Source organism: Thioalkalivibrio sp. ALJ12, assembly GCF_000378305.1.
Classification (GTDB): domain Bacteria; phylum Pseudomonadota; class Gammaproteobacteria; order Ectothiorhodospirales; family Ectothiorhodospiraceae; genus Thioalkalivibrio.
Genome location: NZ_KB899540.1, coordinates 111,875 through 125,683 on the forward strand (window position 1 = coordinate 111,875; position 13,809 = coordinate 125,683).

Genomic DNA, 13,809 nt, shown 5'->3' on the forward strand with positions numbered 1-13,809 from the left:
TCTAATCCACCACGCGGCCGGGACAGGCGTCGCTCAGGGGGCATCCCTGACAAAGCGGTTTCGGACGGCAGCGCTGCTTGCCGTGTTCCACAATCAAGGCATGCAGATCATTGAAGGCCTGCGCATCCGGCCCCAGCTCCGACTCCACCCAGGCCCGCAGGTCGTCGTAGGCGCCGCGCGCATGCGGCAGGTCCAGCCGTTCGAACAGTCGCCGGGTGTAGGCATCGACCACGAACACCGGCCGTTCGAAGGCGTACAGCACGATGTCGTCCGCCGTCTCCGGCCCCACGCCCTTGACGCCCAGAAGGGCCGAGCGCAGGGCCTCGGTCTCCATGCGGGCCAGGGCTTCCACCCCGCCGTGCTGTTCCAGAAAGCGCAGCAGGTGCCGCAGACGGTCGGCCTTCACGTTGAAGTAGCCGCTCGGGCGGATGTGTTCGGCCAGGGTCTCGTGCGGGAGCTCCAGCAGGGCTTCCGGGTCCAGCACATCGGCCTCGCGCAGATTCGCGATTGCGCGTTCGACATTGGTCCAGCTGGTGTTCTGCGTGAGCACCGCGCCCACCATGACCTCGAACGCCGACTCCGCCGGCCACCACTGCAGGTCGCCGTAGGCGCCCTGCAGGCGCTGCCGCACTTCGGCCACCCGCAACGACATCAGGAACGCGCCCGACCACCCGGCTTGCGCGGCCCACCCTTGCGCCCGGAACCTCCTGGCCCCGAACGCCCGGTCTTGCCGCCCTTGCCGGGGCCGCTCCCCGGCTTGGTGGAGCTCCAGCGATCCGCTTCGCGTACGCGCCCGCCCGACTTGCCCCGCTTGCCGCGCGCGGGCCGGGTGTTGCGGCCCGGCCCGCGGCGCCGACCCCGCTCGCGAATGGACTCCGGCACGGGCAGCTCGACTGCCTCGTACAGGGCCTCGACCTCGCGCACCTCCAGATCGCGCGAAGCGCCCGTCTTCAGACCGCGCCCGAGCACCACCGGTCCGTAGCGCACCCGGATCAGCCGGCTCACGGTCACACCTACGGCGTCCCACAGGCGGCGCACCAGACGGTTGCGGCCCTCGCTGACCACGACATGAAACCAGTGGTTGGCGCCGTCGCCGCCACGCTCTTCCAGGACATCGAAGCGCGCGGGACCATCCTCCAGCTCGACCCCTTCCAGCAGCATGCGCCGCGTATCGTCGGGGACCTCGCCCAGCACCCGCACCGCATACTCGCGCTCCAGCGAATGACTGGGGTGCATCAGGCGGTTCGCCAGTTCGCCATCGGTGGTGAACAGCAGCAGTCCCGAGGTATTCAGGTCGAGACGCCCGACCGCGACCCAGCGCTGCCCCTTCAGGCGCGGCAGGCTGGCGAACACCGGCTTGCGGCCCTCGGGGTCGCTGCGACTGCAGATCTCGCCGACCGGCTTGTGATACACGAGCCAGCGATGCGCATGCTCCGCCATGTGGATCACGCGGCCGCGCACGCGGATCACGTCATTCGGCCCGACCTGATCGCCCAGCTTCGCCGTGCGCTGGTTGACCTTCACCTCGCCGCGCTCGATCCAGCCCTCGATCTCGCGCCGCGAACCGAGGCCGCGCGCCGCCAGGACCTTTTGTACCCGCTCCGACATTCCTGCTGACTCCAGACGTCTCGATCCGGCCGCATTGCCGCGACCGGACCCGCATTCATTATGATGGGCGCTCACGATACACCAACAGGACGTTGCCCATGAGCGCGAAGACCCCGGAAACCACCCCCGTCCAGACCCCGCTGAACATCGCCGTCCTCACGGTATCCGACAGCCGAACCCTGGCCGAGGACCGCTCCGGCGATGCCCTGGTGGAGCGGCTGGAGGGCGCAGGGCACCGGCTGGCCGAGCGCCGCGTGGTCCGGGACGACATCTATGCGATCCGTGCCGAACTCTCGCGCTGGATTGCGGATCCGGAGATCGACGCGGTGCTAACCACCGGCGGCACCGGCATCACGGGCCGCGACGGCACCCCGGAGGCCGCCTCGGTGCTACTGGACAAGACCATCGAGGGCTTCGGCGAGCTGTTCCGCATGCTCTCCTTTGAGGAGATCGGCACCTCCAGCCTGCAATCCCGCGCGCTGTCGGGCGTGGCCAACGGCACCTACGTCTTCGTGCTGCCGGGCTCCACCGGCGCCTGCCGCACCGCCTGGGACCGCATCATCCAGGCCCAGCTGGACGACCGCACCATGCCCTGCAACCTGACCATGCTGATGCCGCGCCTGAAGGAGTCCTGAGCGATTACCCCCCCGTCCCGGGCTCGTCAGGCGCGAAGCACACCGGCGAAACACGTTCGCCGGTGTGCTCCTCCTCGGCCCTCTCGGCATTGAGGAGATCTCGCAACACCGCCGCGTGGCTGTGCTCCACGTCCCGCGTGGCCGTCAGCAGGGTCAGGCGGCCACGGCCGGCGTACCCCAGTAGCCGGCCCCAGGCCTCGGGGGCCGCCCCCAGTTCCGCTTGGTAACGGCGGCAGAAATCGCGCCAGCGCCCCGGGTCATGACCGAACCAGCGGCGCAGCTCCAGGGACGGCGCGATGGCCTTTTCCCAGGCATCCAGTGCGAGTGTGGATTTCTTTATCCCCCGCGGCCAGAGGCGATCAACCAGCACACGACACCCGTCGTCGGGCCCGACCGGATCGTAGACGCGCCGGATCCGCACCCGTTCCATGCGGCGCTTACCGATCCACGTGGGTCTGCAGCCAGTATTCGAGCAGGGCCGCATGCCACAGCTTGGAACCCTGGATGCGGGTGAAGTACTGATCCGGGGCGTCCAGCAGCTTGTCGATGTAGGCCGGCTGGTACAGCCCGCGCTCGCGCGAGGCGCGCGAGGTCAGGATGTCGCGCATGAACTCGAGGAAGTCGCCGCGCACGTATTTGAGTGCCGGCACCGGGAAGTAGCCCTTGGGCCGGTCCAGCACCGCGTCCGGCAGGCGCCCGCGGGCGATGCGGCGCAGCACGTCCTTGCCGCCGTCGCCCAGCTTCAGGTGCGGCGGCATCGCGGCGGCGGTCTCCACCAGCTCGTGATCCAGGAACGGGACCCGCGCCTCCAGGCCGAAGGCCATGGTCATGTTGTCCACGCGCTTGACCGGGTCGTCCACGATCAGCGTGGTCACATCCAGCGCCAGCACCGCGTCGATGAAGGAATCCGCGCGGTCGGTCTCGAGTTCGGCGAACTGCTCGCGCAGCCAGTCGCCGGTCACGTCGTTCGCCGGCGGGTGGCGCAGCATCTCGGCCATCTCGGGGTGGTCGCGGTCGAAGTAGTGGCGGCGGAAGCGTTCCACCCAGTCGCCGTGGCGGTCCTCGGCCATCTGCGGGTACCAGAAGTAGCCGCCGAAGACCTCGTCCGCGCCCTGGCCGGACTGCACCACTTTCACATGCTGCGAGACCTGTTCCGAGAGCAGGTAGAAGGCCACCGCATCCTGGCCGAACATCGGCTCGGCCATCGCCCCCACCGCCTCCGGCAGGCGGGCCAGCACCTGGTCGTTGGGGATCAGCGTGGCCTGATGGTCGGTGGCGTAGCGCTCGGCGACCGGATCGGAGTACTCGAACTCCGATCCCTTCTCCTCCGGCTGGTCCTCGAAGCCGACGGTGAAGGTACGCAGGTCCTGCGCCCCCTCCTCCATCGCCAGCGCGACCAGCAGAGAGGAATCCAGTCCTCCGGAGAGCAACACGCCCACCGGCACGTCGGCCACCTCCAGGCGCTTGCGCACGGCGCTGCGCAGACTGTGCTCGATACGCTCCTGCCATTCGGCGTCGGACACGGCCTCGGCCGGGCGGTGGGCATACAGCGTCCAGTAACGTTGCAGTCGCTCCTGCCCACGCGCATCGATACTGAGGTAATGCCCCGGCTCCAGCTTGCGGATACCGCGCAGCACGGTACGCGGCGCGGGCACCACCGCGTGCAGCGAGAACAGCATGTGCAACGCCTCGGCATCCAGCTCGGTGTCCACGTCGCCCGCCGCCAGCAGCGCCTGGGTGTTGGAGGCGAAGCGGATGCCGTCGCCACCGCGCGCCAGATACAGCGGCTTGATGCCCATGCGGTCGCGCGCCAGCAGCAAGCGCTGGGCGTGGCCGTCATACAGCGCAAAGGCAAACATGCCGTGCAGCCGGGCGACGATGCCCTCGCCCCACTCGGCATAGCCGCGCAGGATGACCTCGGTATCGCCGGTGGAGAAGAAGCGATGGCCGCGGCCCTCCAGCTCGCTGCGCAGGGCACGGAAGTTGTAGATCGCGCCGTTGAACACCAGCGCGAGCCCGGTCTCCGGGTCGAACATCGGCTGGTGCGCGCGCTGCGACAGGTCCAGGATCGACAGGCGCCGGTGCCCCAGGGCCACCCGCCCGGAGGCCCACAGCCCGTCGGCATCCGGCCCGCGCCGTTCCAGGCAGGGCAGCATGCGCGCCACGGCCTCGCCACTGGCGCGCCGTTCACCCCAGACGAATTCTCCCGCGATCCCGCACATCGATTCTTTCCTTGCTGGTTGGGTGGCTTGGTTTTGGAGCCGGCTTGTTCCTCTCCGGCGCAGGCAGGGCTTCGCCTGCAGGCAGGCTCCTACCGTTCAGGGGGCTCTGACGAGCTTCCGCCGAAGGCGGCCTCCAGGGCCTCCATCAGGGCCTGGCTGGCGGCCCCGGCGCGGTCGCGATCCGCGTGCGCCATGTAGAACGGCACCTCGTGGCGCGTGCCTGCCTCCAGGTTCAATTCGACCAGACACCCCTGCTCAAGATCCTCCGCGATACGATCCAGCGGCAGCCAGGCGAAGCCGATCCCGGAGCGCAGGATCGCGCGCGCGGTACTCATGTGCGAGACCGTCCAGCGCTGGTCGGCCTCGAGCCAGCCACCCTCCCCGGCCTGCTGCTCGCCGGAATCACGAACCACGATCTGGCGCTGCGCCTGCAGGTCCCGCCGTGTCAGCCGCTGGCCGTCGGCCAGCGGATGTCCCGGGTGTGCCACGCAGACCATGACCTGATCCGCCAGCCAGACACCCAGATAACCGCCCGGCAGCTCCGGCGCGATCAGGATATCCACCCGGCCTTCGCGCAGGAGTTCCGGGCCGCCGCTCAGGACGACCTCCTCCAGCTGGACACGCGTGGCCGGATAGGCACGGGAAAAGCGCTCCAGCGCCTGGATCACCGGGCCCCGCGGCAAGATCTGGTCCACCGCCAGCCGCACCTCGGACTCCACACCGGCGGCGAGCGCACCGGCCAGGGCCTCGATCTCGGCGGCCTCCTCCAGCAGGTGCTCGGCACGGCGCAGCAGCGCCTCGCCCGCCGGGGTCAGCACCGCCTTGCGGCCCTGGACTTCGAAGACCTCGACGCCCAGGCGCTCTTCCAGCTTCTGCACCGCATGATTCACACTGGAGGGGCTCTTGTGAACTTGTTCCGCGGCACGAGCAAAACCGCCGGCGGCCACCACCGCCTGCAACATGCGCCATTGCTCCAGGGAGACGCGGATCAATGGACCCGCCTACGTCGGCATCCAGGAGTCCACGCCAGGACGCGGCGGCCCCGTTCTGGTGACAGGCTGCACCGCCACTGCCGCGGCTTCTCAGCACACAGCATCGAACCAAACGCCGCCCGATTCATCTTAGTGTTCCTCGGGGCACCCGCAGCCGGTCTTGTGGATACGCCGATGCCATTCCTCGCGCATCCGCGCGCAGGCGGTCGTGGTCATCAGCAGCAGATGGACCGTGGAGGGGTAGATCCGGCCATCCATGCGCAGGGTCTCGGTCAGCTCCGGGTCCTTGCCCTCGGGAATGTAGAAAAAGTCCTGTCCCTCGCGCAGCTGGTCCTTTTGCGCCTTGAACAGGCGAAAGGCCGTGCCCTTGGGCACTCCGTTCCATTCGTCGATCTGACGCAGGCTCAGGGTGGCGTACCCCGCATGAATAATCGGTTCCGGCGGGGTCGCGCTGGCGGAACCCTCACGCCCGGGAAACAGTCCTGCACTACGGGGGTCTTCGTCGCTTTCGATCCTCATGCTGGCATTATGGCATGCCGAAAGCCGGCCGACGGAACAGGACGACACGGATGGAATTGTTACAGGAATACGGGCTGTTCTTCGCCAAACTCGTGACCGCCCTCGTAGTGGTGCTGATCTTCGTGAGCGCCGCGGCGGGGGTGGTCGCCAAGAGCCGCGAGAGGCGGCCGGACCGCCTGACGGTACGCAAGCTGAACGATCGCTATCGCCGCATGGAGAAAACCATTCGCCACGCGGTCGAGGGAAGCGCGACCTGGCGGGCCCGGCTGCGCAAGAAGCTGGGATGGCGCGGCAGCGATTCCTCGCCCGGCGAAGGCGAATCCACCGAAGCGCCAAAGCCGGAAACCCCGACCGAACACCCCGGCCCGGATTCCGGCGAACAGGAACGGCCCAGGGTGTATGTGCTGCACTTCAACGGCGACATCCGCGCCTCCAGCGTCGACAGCCTGCGCGAGGAGGTCACCGCAATCCTGACCCTCGCCCGCCCCGAGCAGGACCGGGTGATCGTATGTCTGGAAAGCCCGGGCGGGCTCGTCCCGTCGTACGGCCTGGCCGCCTCGCAACTGGCCCGCCTGCGCGACCAGGGACTGGACCTGACCGTCGCGGTGGATCGTGTCGCGGCCAGCGGCGGGTACATGATGGCCGCGGTGGCAAACCGCATTGTGGCGGCACCCTTCGCGGTGCTGGGGTCGATCGGGGTCGTAGCCCAGATTCCGAACCTCCACCGCTGGCTGGAGCGTCATGACATCGATGTCGAACTGCTGACCGCCGGTGAGTACAAGCGCACCCTGACCGTACTCGGGGAGAACACGGACGAGGGCCGGCGCAAGTTCCGCGAGCAGCTGGACGAGGCGCACGACCAGTTCAAGACGTTTCTTTCCCGCTACCGCCCATCCCTGGACCTGGAGAAAGTGGCAACCGGCGAGCACTGGTACGGCGAACAGGCACACGACCTGGGCCTGGCCGATGAACTGCGAACCAGCGATGATCTGCTGCTGGAGACCAGCCGCGAGGCCGACCTGTTCGAGATTACCTATACGCGCCCGCAGCGCCTGAGCCGACGCGTCACGCTGGCGATGGAATCCATCGTCGAGCGTGCGCTGCGCGGCAGCGCTCCTCATGAACGGCTATAACCGGGGAAGAAGCGCCCACCCCCAGTCGTCCAACATCAAGAACCGACCCGGAGGACACGACCATGCAACATCGCTCCCGCACCCCTGCTTTTTTGCTCTGCCTGCTTGCCGGCATTGCCCTGTTCGCGTTGCCGCTGGCGGGCAGTGCGGACGACAAGATGCCCTGGGGCTCGGCCGAGATGATGGACCGCGAATACGAGCCACGAAAGGTGGTCTACGACGTCTATGTGGATACCGAAGACGAGCTGAACATGGTGCTCGATCGCGTCAGCATGCTGAACAACGTCTACGAGTCCGATCCGTTCGAGGCCCACATCGTGCTGGTTTTGCATGGCCGCGAGGTCCCGTTCTTCACGCGCGACCAGTTCGAGGAGCGCGAGGAAACCATGCGTCGCGCCAAGTCCCTCAGTGAAGGCGGCGTCATCGAGTTCCGCATGTGTGAGGCCTCCGCCCGGCTGCGCGGCATCGACCACGAAGACGTCCACGGCTTTGTGAACCTGGTGCCCATGGCCGACGCCGAGATCATCGAACTGCAGCACGAGGGCTACCTGCTGATGCAGTGAGGCCCCGCCTGCAGGCAGACGCCAGAACCCTCGTGTCTGCCTGTTAACGCCCCTTCAATGGCTGCCCCGAGCAAGCCTCCCTACGCCCCATCGATAGCACCCCAAGGAATCCCCGCTCATGAAACGACGTCTGCTTGCCCTCCTGATCGCAGCCACCGGCCCCACCCTGGTTCTGGCCGACGAACCGCGGAAGAGCGACCCTGATCAGAATGTCTACATCCCAGGGGCCGAGGACAGCCAGGGCGTGTTGCGCGTGGCAGCAGTCTACAACGGGGACCGCATCCGGATTCACTACGAGTACGAAACCAACAGCCCCAGCTGGTATCACCAGTACTGGCGCTACGAGGATGGCGAATGGGTGCGCTACGGCTCCGGCGGCCCGGAGCCGGACGAGCACGGCCTGTACGAAGACCGCATCTCGATGATGCTGGACGACGGCTCGGTCGACGACTTCATGCGCCTTGGTGGCTGGATGACGGCACACGAAGGCATGCGCAGCCTGAGCTCGGAGGTGGATCGCGACGACGTGCGCGAACACCCCAAGCTGGGCGAAGCGATGGGCCGCAGCGATGTGCGCAAATACCTGCCGCAGACCCGCGAGACCGATGACCCGGAAGATGTCTCCTGGGACGCCATCCGCGATGATGACGAGCTCGAGGCGATGCGCGAGAACGGCGAATTCCTCGACCTGTGGCAATGGCGGGCCCACCGCAGCCACCCGATGGGGTACGCGGATAACGGCTATGTGCTGCACTACCGCCTCGCCTCCGAGGGCGACAGCATGTTCACCACCAACTGGGACGACGACACCGAGCAGCCCGCCTATATGTTCGACCCCGACCAGGTGGGCGCCCCGGCCCTCGACTGGGAGCGCCTGGTCGCGGGCGAATATGGCCAGAACGACCCCTACTTCCTGTCGGAAAATAACTCGGTCGCGTTTGACCCCGACTATGACTGGCAGGAGGGCGACACCCTGCCCCAGCGCTTCCTGCGCGAGCCCGGTGGCAGCCGCGGCGCGATCGAGGCCTCGGGCGGCTACCAGGACGGGGCCTGGCGCATCGCGTTGACCCGCTCGCTCGACGCCCCGGACTCACGCGACAGCAAGGCACTTGAACAGGGCAATACCTACAACGTCGCCTTCGCCGTGCACAACGGCACCGGGGCCCGCTGGCATCTGGTCTCGCTGCCCCTGACGCTGGGGCTGGACAATGGCGAGGCCGACATCGAAGCCCAGTACACGGACGGACACCTGGACGACGCCGACCTCGAATGGACCGAGGTCCCGGTGTTCTATCCCGGACAGATGACCTACCAGCAGCTGCACAGCGACGCGCACGGGGCCGGCGGCCCGCTCGTGCGTGATGGCGACCTGGGCGTGCTTGACGCCCACGATCCGGAGGGCCTCGCGGACCTGATCATCGAGCACGAACTGCGTCAGCTGGAGAACTAGGGGGACCAATGTCTCCCCAGGACTGATCGTCAGCTCGACCCGGATGGTTCCGAGGGTGCCTGCGGGGCGGGGAACAGGCGCGGCATCCAGCGCAGGTAGCCGAGCATCCCGAACAGCTCGACCAGCGACTGCAGCACGATGACCATGACGGCCGCGTGCAGGGCCTCCGGCAGTGCCAGCGCCACCGGCAGCACGACAAACGAGTTGCGCGTACCCAGGCTGAACGCCAGTGTGCGCCCCTGCTCAATGGGCAGGGCGAATACCCGGGCCAGGGCCCATGCCAGTGCGGCCGCCCCGACCAGAAACAGCAGGTACACCGGGATCACCCCCAGCAGCTCCCGCCCGCCCTCGAACACCACCGGGGCCTCCGCCAGCGCGATCAGCCCCACCACCAGCGCCAGCAGCGGAACGGTGGCGACCCCGAAGCGGTTCTGCCAGACCTGCACACGCCCCCGCACCCTGAGCGCCTGCTCCAGCAGAACGGCCGCCGACAGCGGCAGCCCGATCAGCAGCGCCGCCGCGGCGAACACGGTCGGCGACATAAGGCCCACGGTCTCGCCCGGCCCCAGGATGAGGGCCAGGTACACCGGCAGCATCAGGAATTGCGCCGCAAGACTCACCGGCGCAAAGGCCGCGGCACGCGCACTATCGCCCCCGCCCTGGCGGGCAAAGGCAATGAACCAGTCGGTGCAGGGCATCAGCAGCACGAGCAGGATGCCCAGCCGTATCGCCGGGTCGTCCGGGGCCAACGGCAGCAGGGCGATCAGCAACAGCGGCACCAGCACGAAGTTCCCCACCAGTGCGGCCACCAGGAAGCGGCGATCGTTAAAGGCGAGCCGGATCGCCTCCCAGGGGATCTGCGCAAAGGTGACAAACAGCAACAGCCCGAGCGCGATCCATACCCAGGCGGTCAGCCCCTCGCCAAGCCCCGGCCAGAGGCTGGCCAGGACGAGCCCCAGCACAATCGCGGCGAGATAGACCCAGACCTGAAGACGTTCCAGCATCCCGCTACGGTATCAGAACCCCACCCGCCGTCCGGCTTCGTTGTCGGCGGCGCCGCGACCGGTCAGGCTTAGGGTGTTGCTTTGCGTACGTATCCGCACCGTGCAGGGGATGTGATGATCCAGCAGGAGCCTTTGGTGGCCTACCACGATTTCCCGCCCCTGACCCGGGCGCGGCTGGAGACCCTGCAGGCCAACCTCGGCTATGTCTGCAACCAGACCTGCTTTCACTGCCATGTGAACGCCGGGCCGAACCGGCGCGAGATCATGCCGCCAGAGGTGATCGACGAACTGCTCGCCTGCTGCGATCGCTGCGACGTCCAGACCCTGGACCTGACCGGTGGCGCCCCGGAACTGAATCCCGGCTTTCGCGACCTGGTCCGCGCCGCCCGCCAGCGCGGGATACACGTGATGGATCGCTGCAACCTGACCATCCTCGGTGAACCCGGGCAGGAAGATCTGGCAGCTTTTCTGGCCGAACAGGGCGTCGAGATCGTGGCCTCGCTCCCCTGCTATCTGGAAGAGAATGTCGATGCCCAGCGAGGCGACGGCGTGTTCGAGCGAAGCCTCGCCGGCCTGAAGCAGCTCAATGCCCTGGGCTACGGCGACCCCGGCAGCGGGCTCCGCCTCAATCTGGTGTACAACCCGCAGGGCCCCAGCCTGCCGCCGCCACAGGCCGAACTGGAGGCCGCCTATCACGAGCATCTCGAGCGCGAATACGGCATCCGCTTCAACGCGCTGTTCACGATCACCAACATGCCGATCCACCGCTTCGCCAAGACTCTTGCGCGGGAAGGCCGTTACAACACGTACATGCAGACACTGCGAAACGCCTATCAGTCGTCTAACCTCGCAGCCGTCATGTGTCGGACACTCGTCTCGGTCGACTGGCAGGGGTACGTGCACGACTGCGACTTCAACCAGATGCTGGAGTTGCCCCTGGGGGCCGGTCGGGGCCGTCGCGTGTACATCGGCGAGCTGACGCCAGAGCACCTGGCGCAGGCACCGATCGCGGTCGGCGACCATTGCTACGGGTGCACGGCCGGCCAGGGCTCCAGCTGCGGCGGGGCGCTGTAAAGGTAACGGAGCGGTGAGGGCTCCGGGCGTCAGCATCCGGAGGTCCATTCGTTTCGTTATAGTGGGGGCCGGACCCAATTCATCGGGAGACTCATGAATCGCCCGCCTCATTTCAATTTATCGGCGCGGGCCGAAGATGTGCTCGGCTGGCGCGAGTGGGTCGGCCTGCCGGATCTCGGCCTCGGAGCCATCAAGTGCAAGGTGGATACCGGCGCGCGCAGCTCCGCGCTGCATGCCTTCTATATCGAGAGTTTCACCCGCAACGGGCGTGAGTGGGTGCGCTTTGGCATCCATCCCTATCAGCAGGATGCCGAGACGGAAGCCTGGTGCGAAGCCCCGGTACTGGATGTCCGGAACGTCACCGACTCCGGCGGCCATACCGGCGAGCGTTACTTCATTGCCACCCGCGCAAAAATCGGTGATCGAGTGATCCCTCTGGAACTCTCCCTGACCAGCCGCGATACCATGCGGTTTCGTATGCTGCTCGGGCGCGAGGCCATGCGGGGTCGCTTTCTGGTCGACCCCCAGGCCTCGTTCCTGCTCGGGCGTCCCGCTCCACATCTTGCAACACCGGAACCCACGCCCGAATGAAGATCGGAATCCTCTCGCGCAACAGCAAGCTCTACTCCACCCGGCGCCTGGTCGAGGCCGCCCAGGAACGCGGCCACGAAATCCGCGTGGTGGACCCGCTGCGCTGCTACATGAACATCACCGCACACAAGCCCCAGATTCACTACAAGGGCGATGTGCTCGACCAGTTCAACGCCGTCATCCCGCGTATTGGCGCCTCCATCACCTTCTACGGTACCGCGGTGCTGCGCCAGTTCGAGATGATGAGCGTCTATCCGCTGAACGAGTCGGTGGCCATCTCGCGCTCGCGCGACAAGCTGCGCAGCCTGCAACTGCTCTCGCGCCGCGGCATCGGGCTCCCGGTGACCGGGTTTGCCCACTCCCCCGATGACATCGACGATCTGCTGGCCACCGTCGGCGGCGCGCCTGCCGTGATCAAGCTGCTGGAGGGCACTCAGGGGCTGGGGGTCGTGCTGGCCGAGACCAATCAGGCAGCGGAGAGCGTAATCCAGGCCTTCATGGGTCTGAAGCAGCACATCCTGGTGCAGGAGTACATCAAGGAGGCCAAGGGCTCGGACATTCGCTGCCTGGTGATCGGCGACAAGGTCGTCGCCTCGATGAAGCGCCAGGCGAAGGAAGGCGAGTTTCGCTCCAACCTGCATCGCGGTGGCAGCGCGAGCCTGTGCCGCATCACGCCCGAGGAGCGGGCCACGGCGGTGCGCGCGGCCAAGGTGATGGGGCTGAACGTCTGCGGCGTGGACCTTTTGCGCTCCAACCACGGCGCGGTGGTGATGGAGGTGAACTCCTCGCCGGGGCTGGAAGGAATCGAAAACGCCTCCGGAAAGGACGTGGCCGGCATGATCATCGACTTCATCGAGAAGAACGCCAAGCCGAACCGCACCAAGACCAAGGGCCGTGGCTGATGGCCACGCCCCGGGCCGACCGGAACGACCCGATCACGATCGGCGGGACGACCGTCCGCCCGGGTGAGCGCCGCACGGTGGAACTGCAGCTCGGCGCCCTGTACACCCACACCCCGACCAATATGCCCGTGCAGGTGCTCTGCGGACGACGCAAGGGGCCGGTGCTGTTCATCAGCGCCGCCATCCATGGCGACGAGATCAACGGCGTGGAGATCATCCGCCGCCTGCTGAAGATCCCGGCACTGCGGCGCATGCGCGGCACGCTGCTGACCATTCCCGTGGTCAACATGCACGGCTTCATCAACCAGAGCCGCTACCTGCCCGACCGCCGCGACCTGAATCGCTGTTTCCCCGGCTCGCCCAAGGGCTCGCTGGGGGCCCGGGTCGCACGGCTGTTCATGCGCGAAATCGTCCACCGCAGCACCCACGGGATCGATCTGCATACCGGGGCGATCCATCGTTCCAACCTGCCGCAGATCCGGGCCAACCTCGACCACCCGGAGACACAGACGCTGGCGCGCGCATTCGGCGCGCCGGTGATCCTGAATTCCGCGCTGCGCGACGGCTCCCTGCGCGAGGCCGCGGCGGAGCGGGACACCCCGATCCTGCTGTACGAGGCTGGCGAGGCACTGCGCTTCGACGAGCTGTCCATCCGCGGCGGCGTGCACGGGATCATCGAGGTCATGCGGCATCTTGGCATGCTGCCGGCGAGCCGGCGGCGCACCCCGCGCGAGCCGATCATGGCTCGCACCAGCGGCTGGGTACGCGCCCCGCAAAGCGGCATCCTGCGCAGCTTCGTCCGTCAGGGCGACCGCGTGGTCCGCGACCAGACGCGCCTGGCGATCGTCTCCGACCCCTTCGGCGAGACCGAGACCGAGGTCCTCGCCCCGGCCTCGGGGATCATCATCGGCCAGCTCAACCTGCCGCTGATCAACGAGGGCGATGCCCTGTTCCATATCGCCCAGTTCAACCGGACCGATCTGGCGGTGGAGCGCCTGGAGACCTTCCAGGAAAACCTCGAGGCCAGCGACTACCCCTACGCCGACGCCCCGCGCCCGGAAACGCCCTGACGTTCACACTCGCGGGGGATCAAAACCCGCAGCGGTCGCGTCTAGG

At 67.4% G+C, this 13,809-nt stretch carries 15 protein-coding genes; 8 read left to right on the plus strand and 7 right to left on the minus strand.

The features are described 5' to 3' along the window. Position 1 precedes the first annotated feature (1 nt). Together F467_RS0110710 and rluB are read right to left on the minus strand one after the other, a co-directional pair. Positions 2–652, minus strand: coding sequence for an endonuclease III domain-containing protein (locus tag F467_RS0110710; RefSeq protein WP_018138421.1), 651 nt, complete (start codon positions 650–652; stop codon positions 2–4). Next, complete coding sequence (gene rluB / locus F467_RS0110715; RefSeq protein WP_018138420.1) at positions 652–1,608, minus strand: 23S rRNA pseudouridine(2605) synthase RluB; 957 nt, start codon at positions 1,606–1,608, stop codon at positions 652–654. Before rluB ends, F467_RS0110710 begins: the two co-directional genes overlap by 1 nt. Before the next feature lie 98 nt (positions 1,609–1,706). Here rluB and moaB point away from each other — a divergent pair, with 98 nt between their 5' ends. Next, positions 1,707–2,243: a molybdenum cofactor biosynthesis protein B gene (gene moaB / locus F467_RS0110720; RefSeq protein WP_018138419.1), complete on the plus strand. Its 537-nt coding sequence runs from the start codon at positions 1,707–1,709 to the stop codon at positions 2,241–2,243. 4 nt (positions 2,244–2,247) lie between these two features. Here the strand turns inward: moaB and F467_RS0110725 are convergent, their stop codons facing one another. From F467_RS0110725 to F467_RS0110740, 4 genes are all read right to left on the minus strand, one after another. Beyond that, positions 2,248–2,673, minus strand: coding sequence for a DUF488 domain-containing protein (locus F467_RS0110725; protein WP_018138418.1), 426 nt, complete (start codon positions 2,671–2,673; stop codon positions 2,248–2,250). Between the two features lie 7 nt (positions 2,674–2,680). Continuing rightward, complete coding sequence (locus tag F467_RS0110730) at positions 2,681–4,465, minus strand: N-acetylglutaminylglutamine amidotransferase (protein ID WP_018138417.1); 1,785 nt, start codon at positions 4,463–4,465, stop codon at positions 2,681–2,683. An 89-nt stretch (positions 4,466–4,554) separates the two neighbouring features. Beyond that, positions 4,555–5,457 carry a LysR family transcriptional regulator gene (locus tag F467_RS0110735; protein ID WP_255349323.1) on the minus strand — a complete coding sequence of 301 codons (903 nt, stop codon included), beginning with the start codon at positions 5,455–5,457 and terminating at the stop codon, positions 4,555–4,557. A 129-nt stretch (positions 5,458–5,586) separates the two neighbouring features. Further along, complete coding sequence (locus F467_RS0110740; RefSeq protein ID WP_017925307.1) at positions 5,587–5,976, minus strand: hypothetical protein; 390 nt, start codon at positions 5,974–5,976, stop codon at positions 5,587–5,589. 50 nt (positions 5,977–6,026) lie between these two features. Here F467_RS0110740 and sohB point away from each other — a divergent pair, with 50 nt between their 5' ends. The 3 genes from sohB (at position 6,027) to F467_RS0110755 (ending at position 9,122) form a co-directional block, all read left to right on the plus strand. Continuing rightward, complete coding sequence (gene sohB / locus F467_RS0110745; RefSeq protein ID WP_018138415.1) at positions 6,027–7,109, plus strand: protease SohB; 1,083 nt, start codon at positions 6,027–6,029, stop codon at positions 7,107–7,109. A gap of 62 nt (positions 7,110–7,171) precedes the next feature. After that, a complete protein-coding gene (locus F467_RS0110750) occupies positions 7,172–7,672 on the plus strand; it encodes a DsrE family protein (RefSeq protein WP_018138414.1) in 501 nt (166 codons plus the stop codon). 118 nt (positions 7,673–7,790) lie between these two features. Further along, the gene (locus tag F467_RS0110755; protein ID WP_018138413.1) at positions 7,791–9,122 is read left to right on the plus strand and encodes an ethylbenzene dehydrogenase-related protein; all 1,332 of its coding nucleotides are present in this window, start codon (positions 7,791–7,793) and stop codon (positions 9,120–9,122) included. Between the two features lie 29 nt (positions 9,123–9,151). Here F467_RS0110755 and F467_RS0110760 read toward each other — a convergent pair whose 3' ends face one another. Continuing rightward, positions 9,152–10,126, minus strand: a complete 975-nt coding sequence (locus tag F467_RS0110760; protein ID WP_018138412.1) for an arsenic resistance protein — start codon at positions 10,124–10,126, stop codon at positions 9,152–9,154. Between the two features lie 114 nt (positions 10,127–10,240). Here F467_RS0110760 and arsS point away from each other — a divergent pair, with 114 nt between their 5' ends. The 4 genes from arsS (at position 10,241) to F467_RS0110780 (ending at position 13,763) form a co-directional block, all read left to right on the plus strand. After that, on the plus strand, positions 10,241–11,200 hold the full coding sequence (gene arsS, locus F467_RS0110765; protein ID WP_018138411.1) for an arsenosugar biosynthesis radical SAM (seleno)protein ArsS: 960 nt from the start codon (positions 10,241–10,243) through the stop codon (positions 11,198–11,200). A gap of 93 nt (positions 11,201–11,293) precedes the next feature. After that, positions 11,294–11,791, plus strand: a complete 498-nt coding sequence (locus F467_RS0110770; protein ID WP_018138410.1) for an ATP-dependent zinc protease — start codon at positions 11,294–11,296, stop codon at positions 11,789–11,791. Then, positions 11,788–12,693 carry a 30S ribosomal protein S6--L-glutamate ligase gene (gene rimK / locus F467_RS0110775; protein WP_018138409.1) on the plus strand — a complete coding sequence of 302 codons (906 nt, stop codon included), beginning with the start codon at positions 11,788–11,790 and terminating at the stop codon, positions 12,691–12,693. Before F467_RS0110770 ends, rimK begins: the two co-directional genes overlap by 4 nt. Beyond that, entirely contained in the window at positions 12,693–13,763 is a 1,071-nt protein-coding gene (locus F467_RS0110780) for a succinylglutamate desuccinylase/aspartoacylase family protein (protein WP_018138408.1), read from the plus strand. Before rimK ends, F467_RS0110780 begins: the two co-directional genes overlap by 1 nt. The last annotated feature ends 46 nt before the right edge of the window (positions 13,764–13,809 follow it).

Excerpts from the sequence above, each read along its gene's own strand:
- F467_RS0110710 (WP_018138421.1), bottom strand. The coding sequence starts at position 652 with ATGTCGTTGCGGGTGGCCGAAGTGCGGCAGCGCCTGCAGGGCGCCTAC.
- rluB (WP_018138420.1), bottom strand. The coding sequence starts at position 1,608 with ATGTCGGAGCGGGTACAAAAGGTCCTGGCGGCGCGCGGCCTCGGTTCG.
- moaB (WP_018138419.1), top strand. The coding sequence starts at position 1,707 with ATGAGCGCGAAGACCCCGGAAACCACCCCCGTCCAGACCCCGCTGAAC.
- F467_RS0110725 (WP_018138418.1), bottom strand. The coding sequence starts at position 2,673 with ATGGAACGGGTGCGGATCCGGCGCGTCTACGATCCGGTCGGGCCCGAC.
- F467_RS0110730 (WP_018138417.1), bottom strand. The coding sequence starts at position 4,465 with ATGTGCGGGATCGCGGGAGAATTCGTCTGGGGTGAACGGCGCGCCAGT.
- F467_RS0110740 (WP_017925307.1), bottom strand. The coding sequence starts at position 5,976 with ATGAGGATCGAAAGCGACGAAGACCCCCGTAGTGCAGGACTGTTTCCC.
- sohB (WP_018138415.1), top strand. The coding sequence starts at position 6,027 with ATGGAATTGTTACAGGAATACGGGCTGTTCTTCGCCAAACTCGTGACC.
- F467_RS0110750 (WP_018138414.1), top strand. The coding sequence starts at position 7,172 with ATGCAACATCGCTCCCGCACCCCTGCTTTTTTGCTCTGCCTGCTTGCC.
- F467_RS0110755 (WP_018138413.1), top strand. The coding sequence starts at position 7,791 with ATGAAACGACGTCTGCTTGCCCTCCTGATCGCAGCCACCGGCCCCACC.
- F467_RS0110760 (WP_018138412.1), bottom strand. The coding sequence starts at position 10,126 with ATGCTGGAACGTCTTCAGGTCTGGGTCTATCTCGCCGCGATTGTGCTG.
- arsS (WP_018138411.1), top strand. The coding sequence starts at position 10,241 with ATGATCCAGCAGGAGCCTTTGGTGGCCTACCACGATTTCCCGCCCCTG.
- F467_RS0110770 (WP_018138410.1), top strand. The coding sequence starts at position 11,294 with ATGAATCGCCCGCCTCATTTCAATTTATCGGCGCGGGCCGAAGATGTG.
- rimK (WP_018138409.1), top strand. The coding sequence starts at position 11,788 with ATGAAGATCGGAATCCTCTCGCGCAACAGCAAGCTCTACTCCACCCGG.
- F467_RS0110780 (WP_018138408.1), top strand. The coding sequence starts at position 12,693 with ATGGCCACGCCCCGGGCCGACCGGAACGACCCGATCACGATCGGCGGG.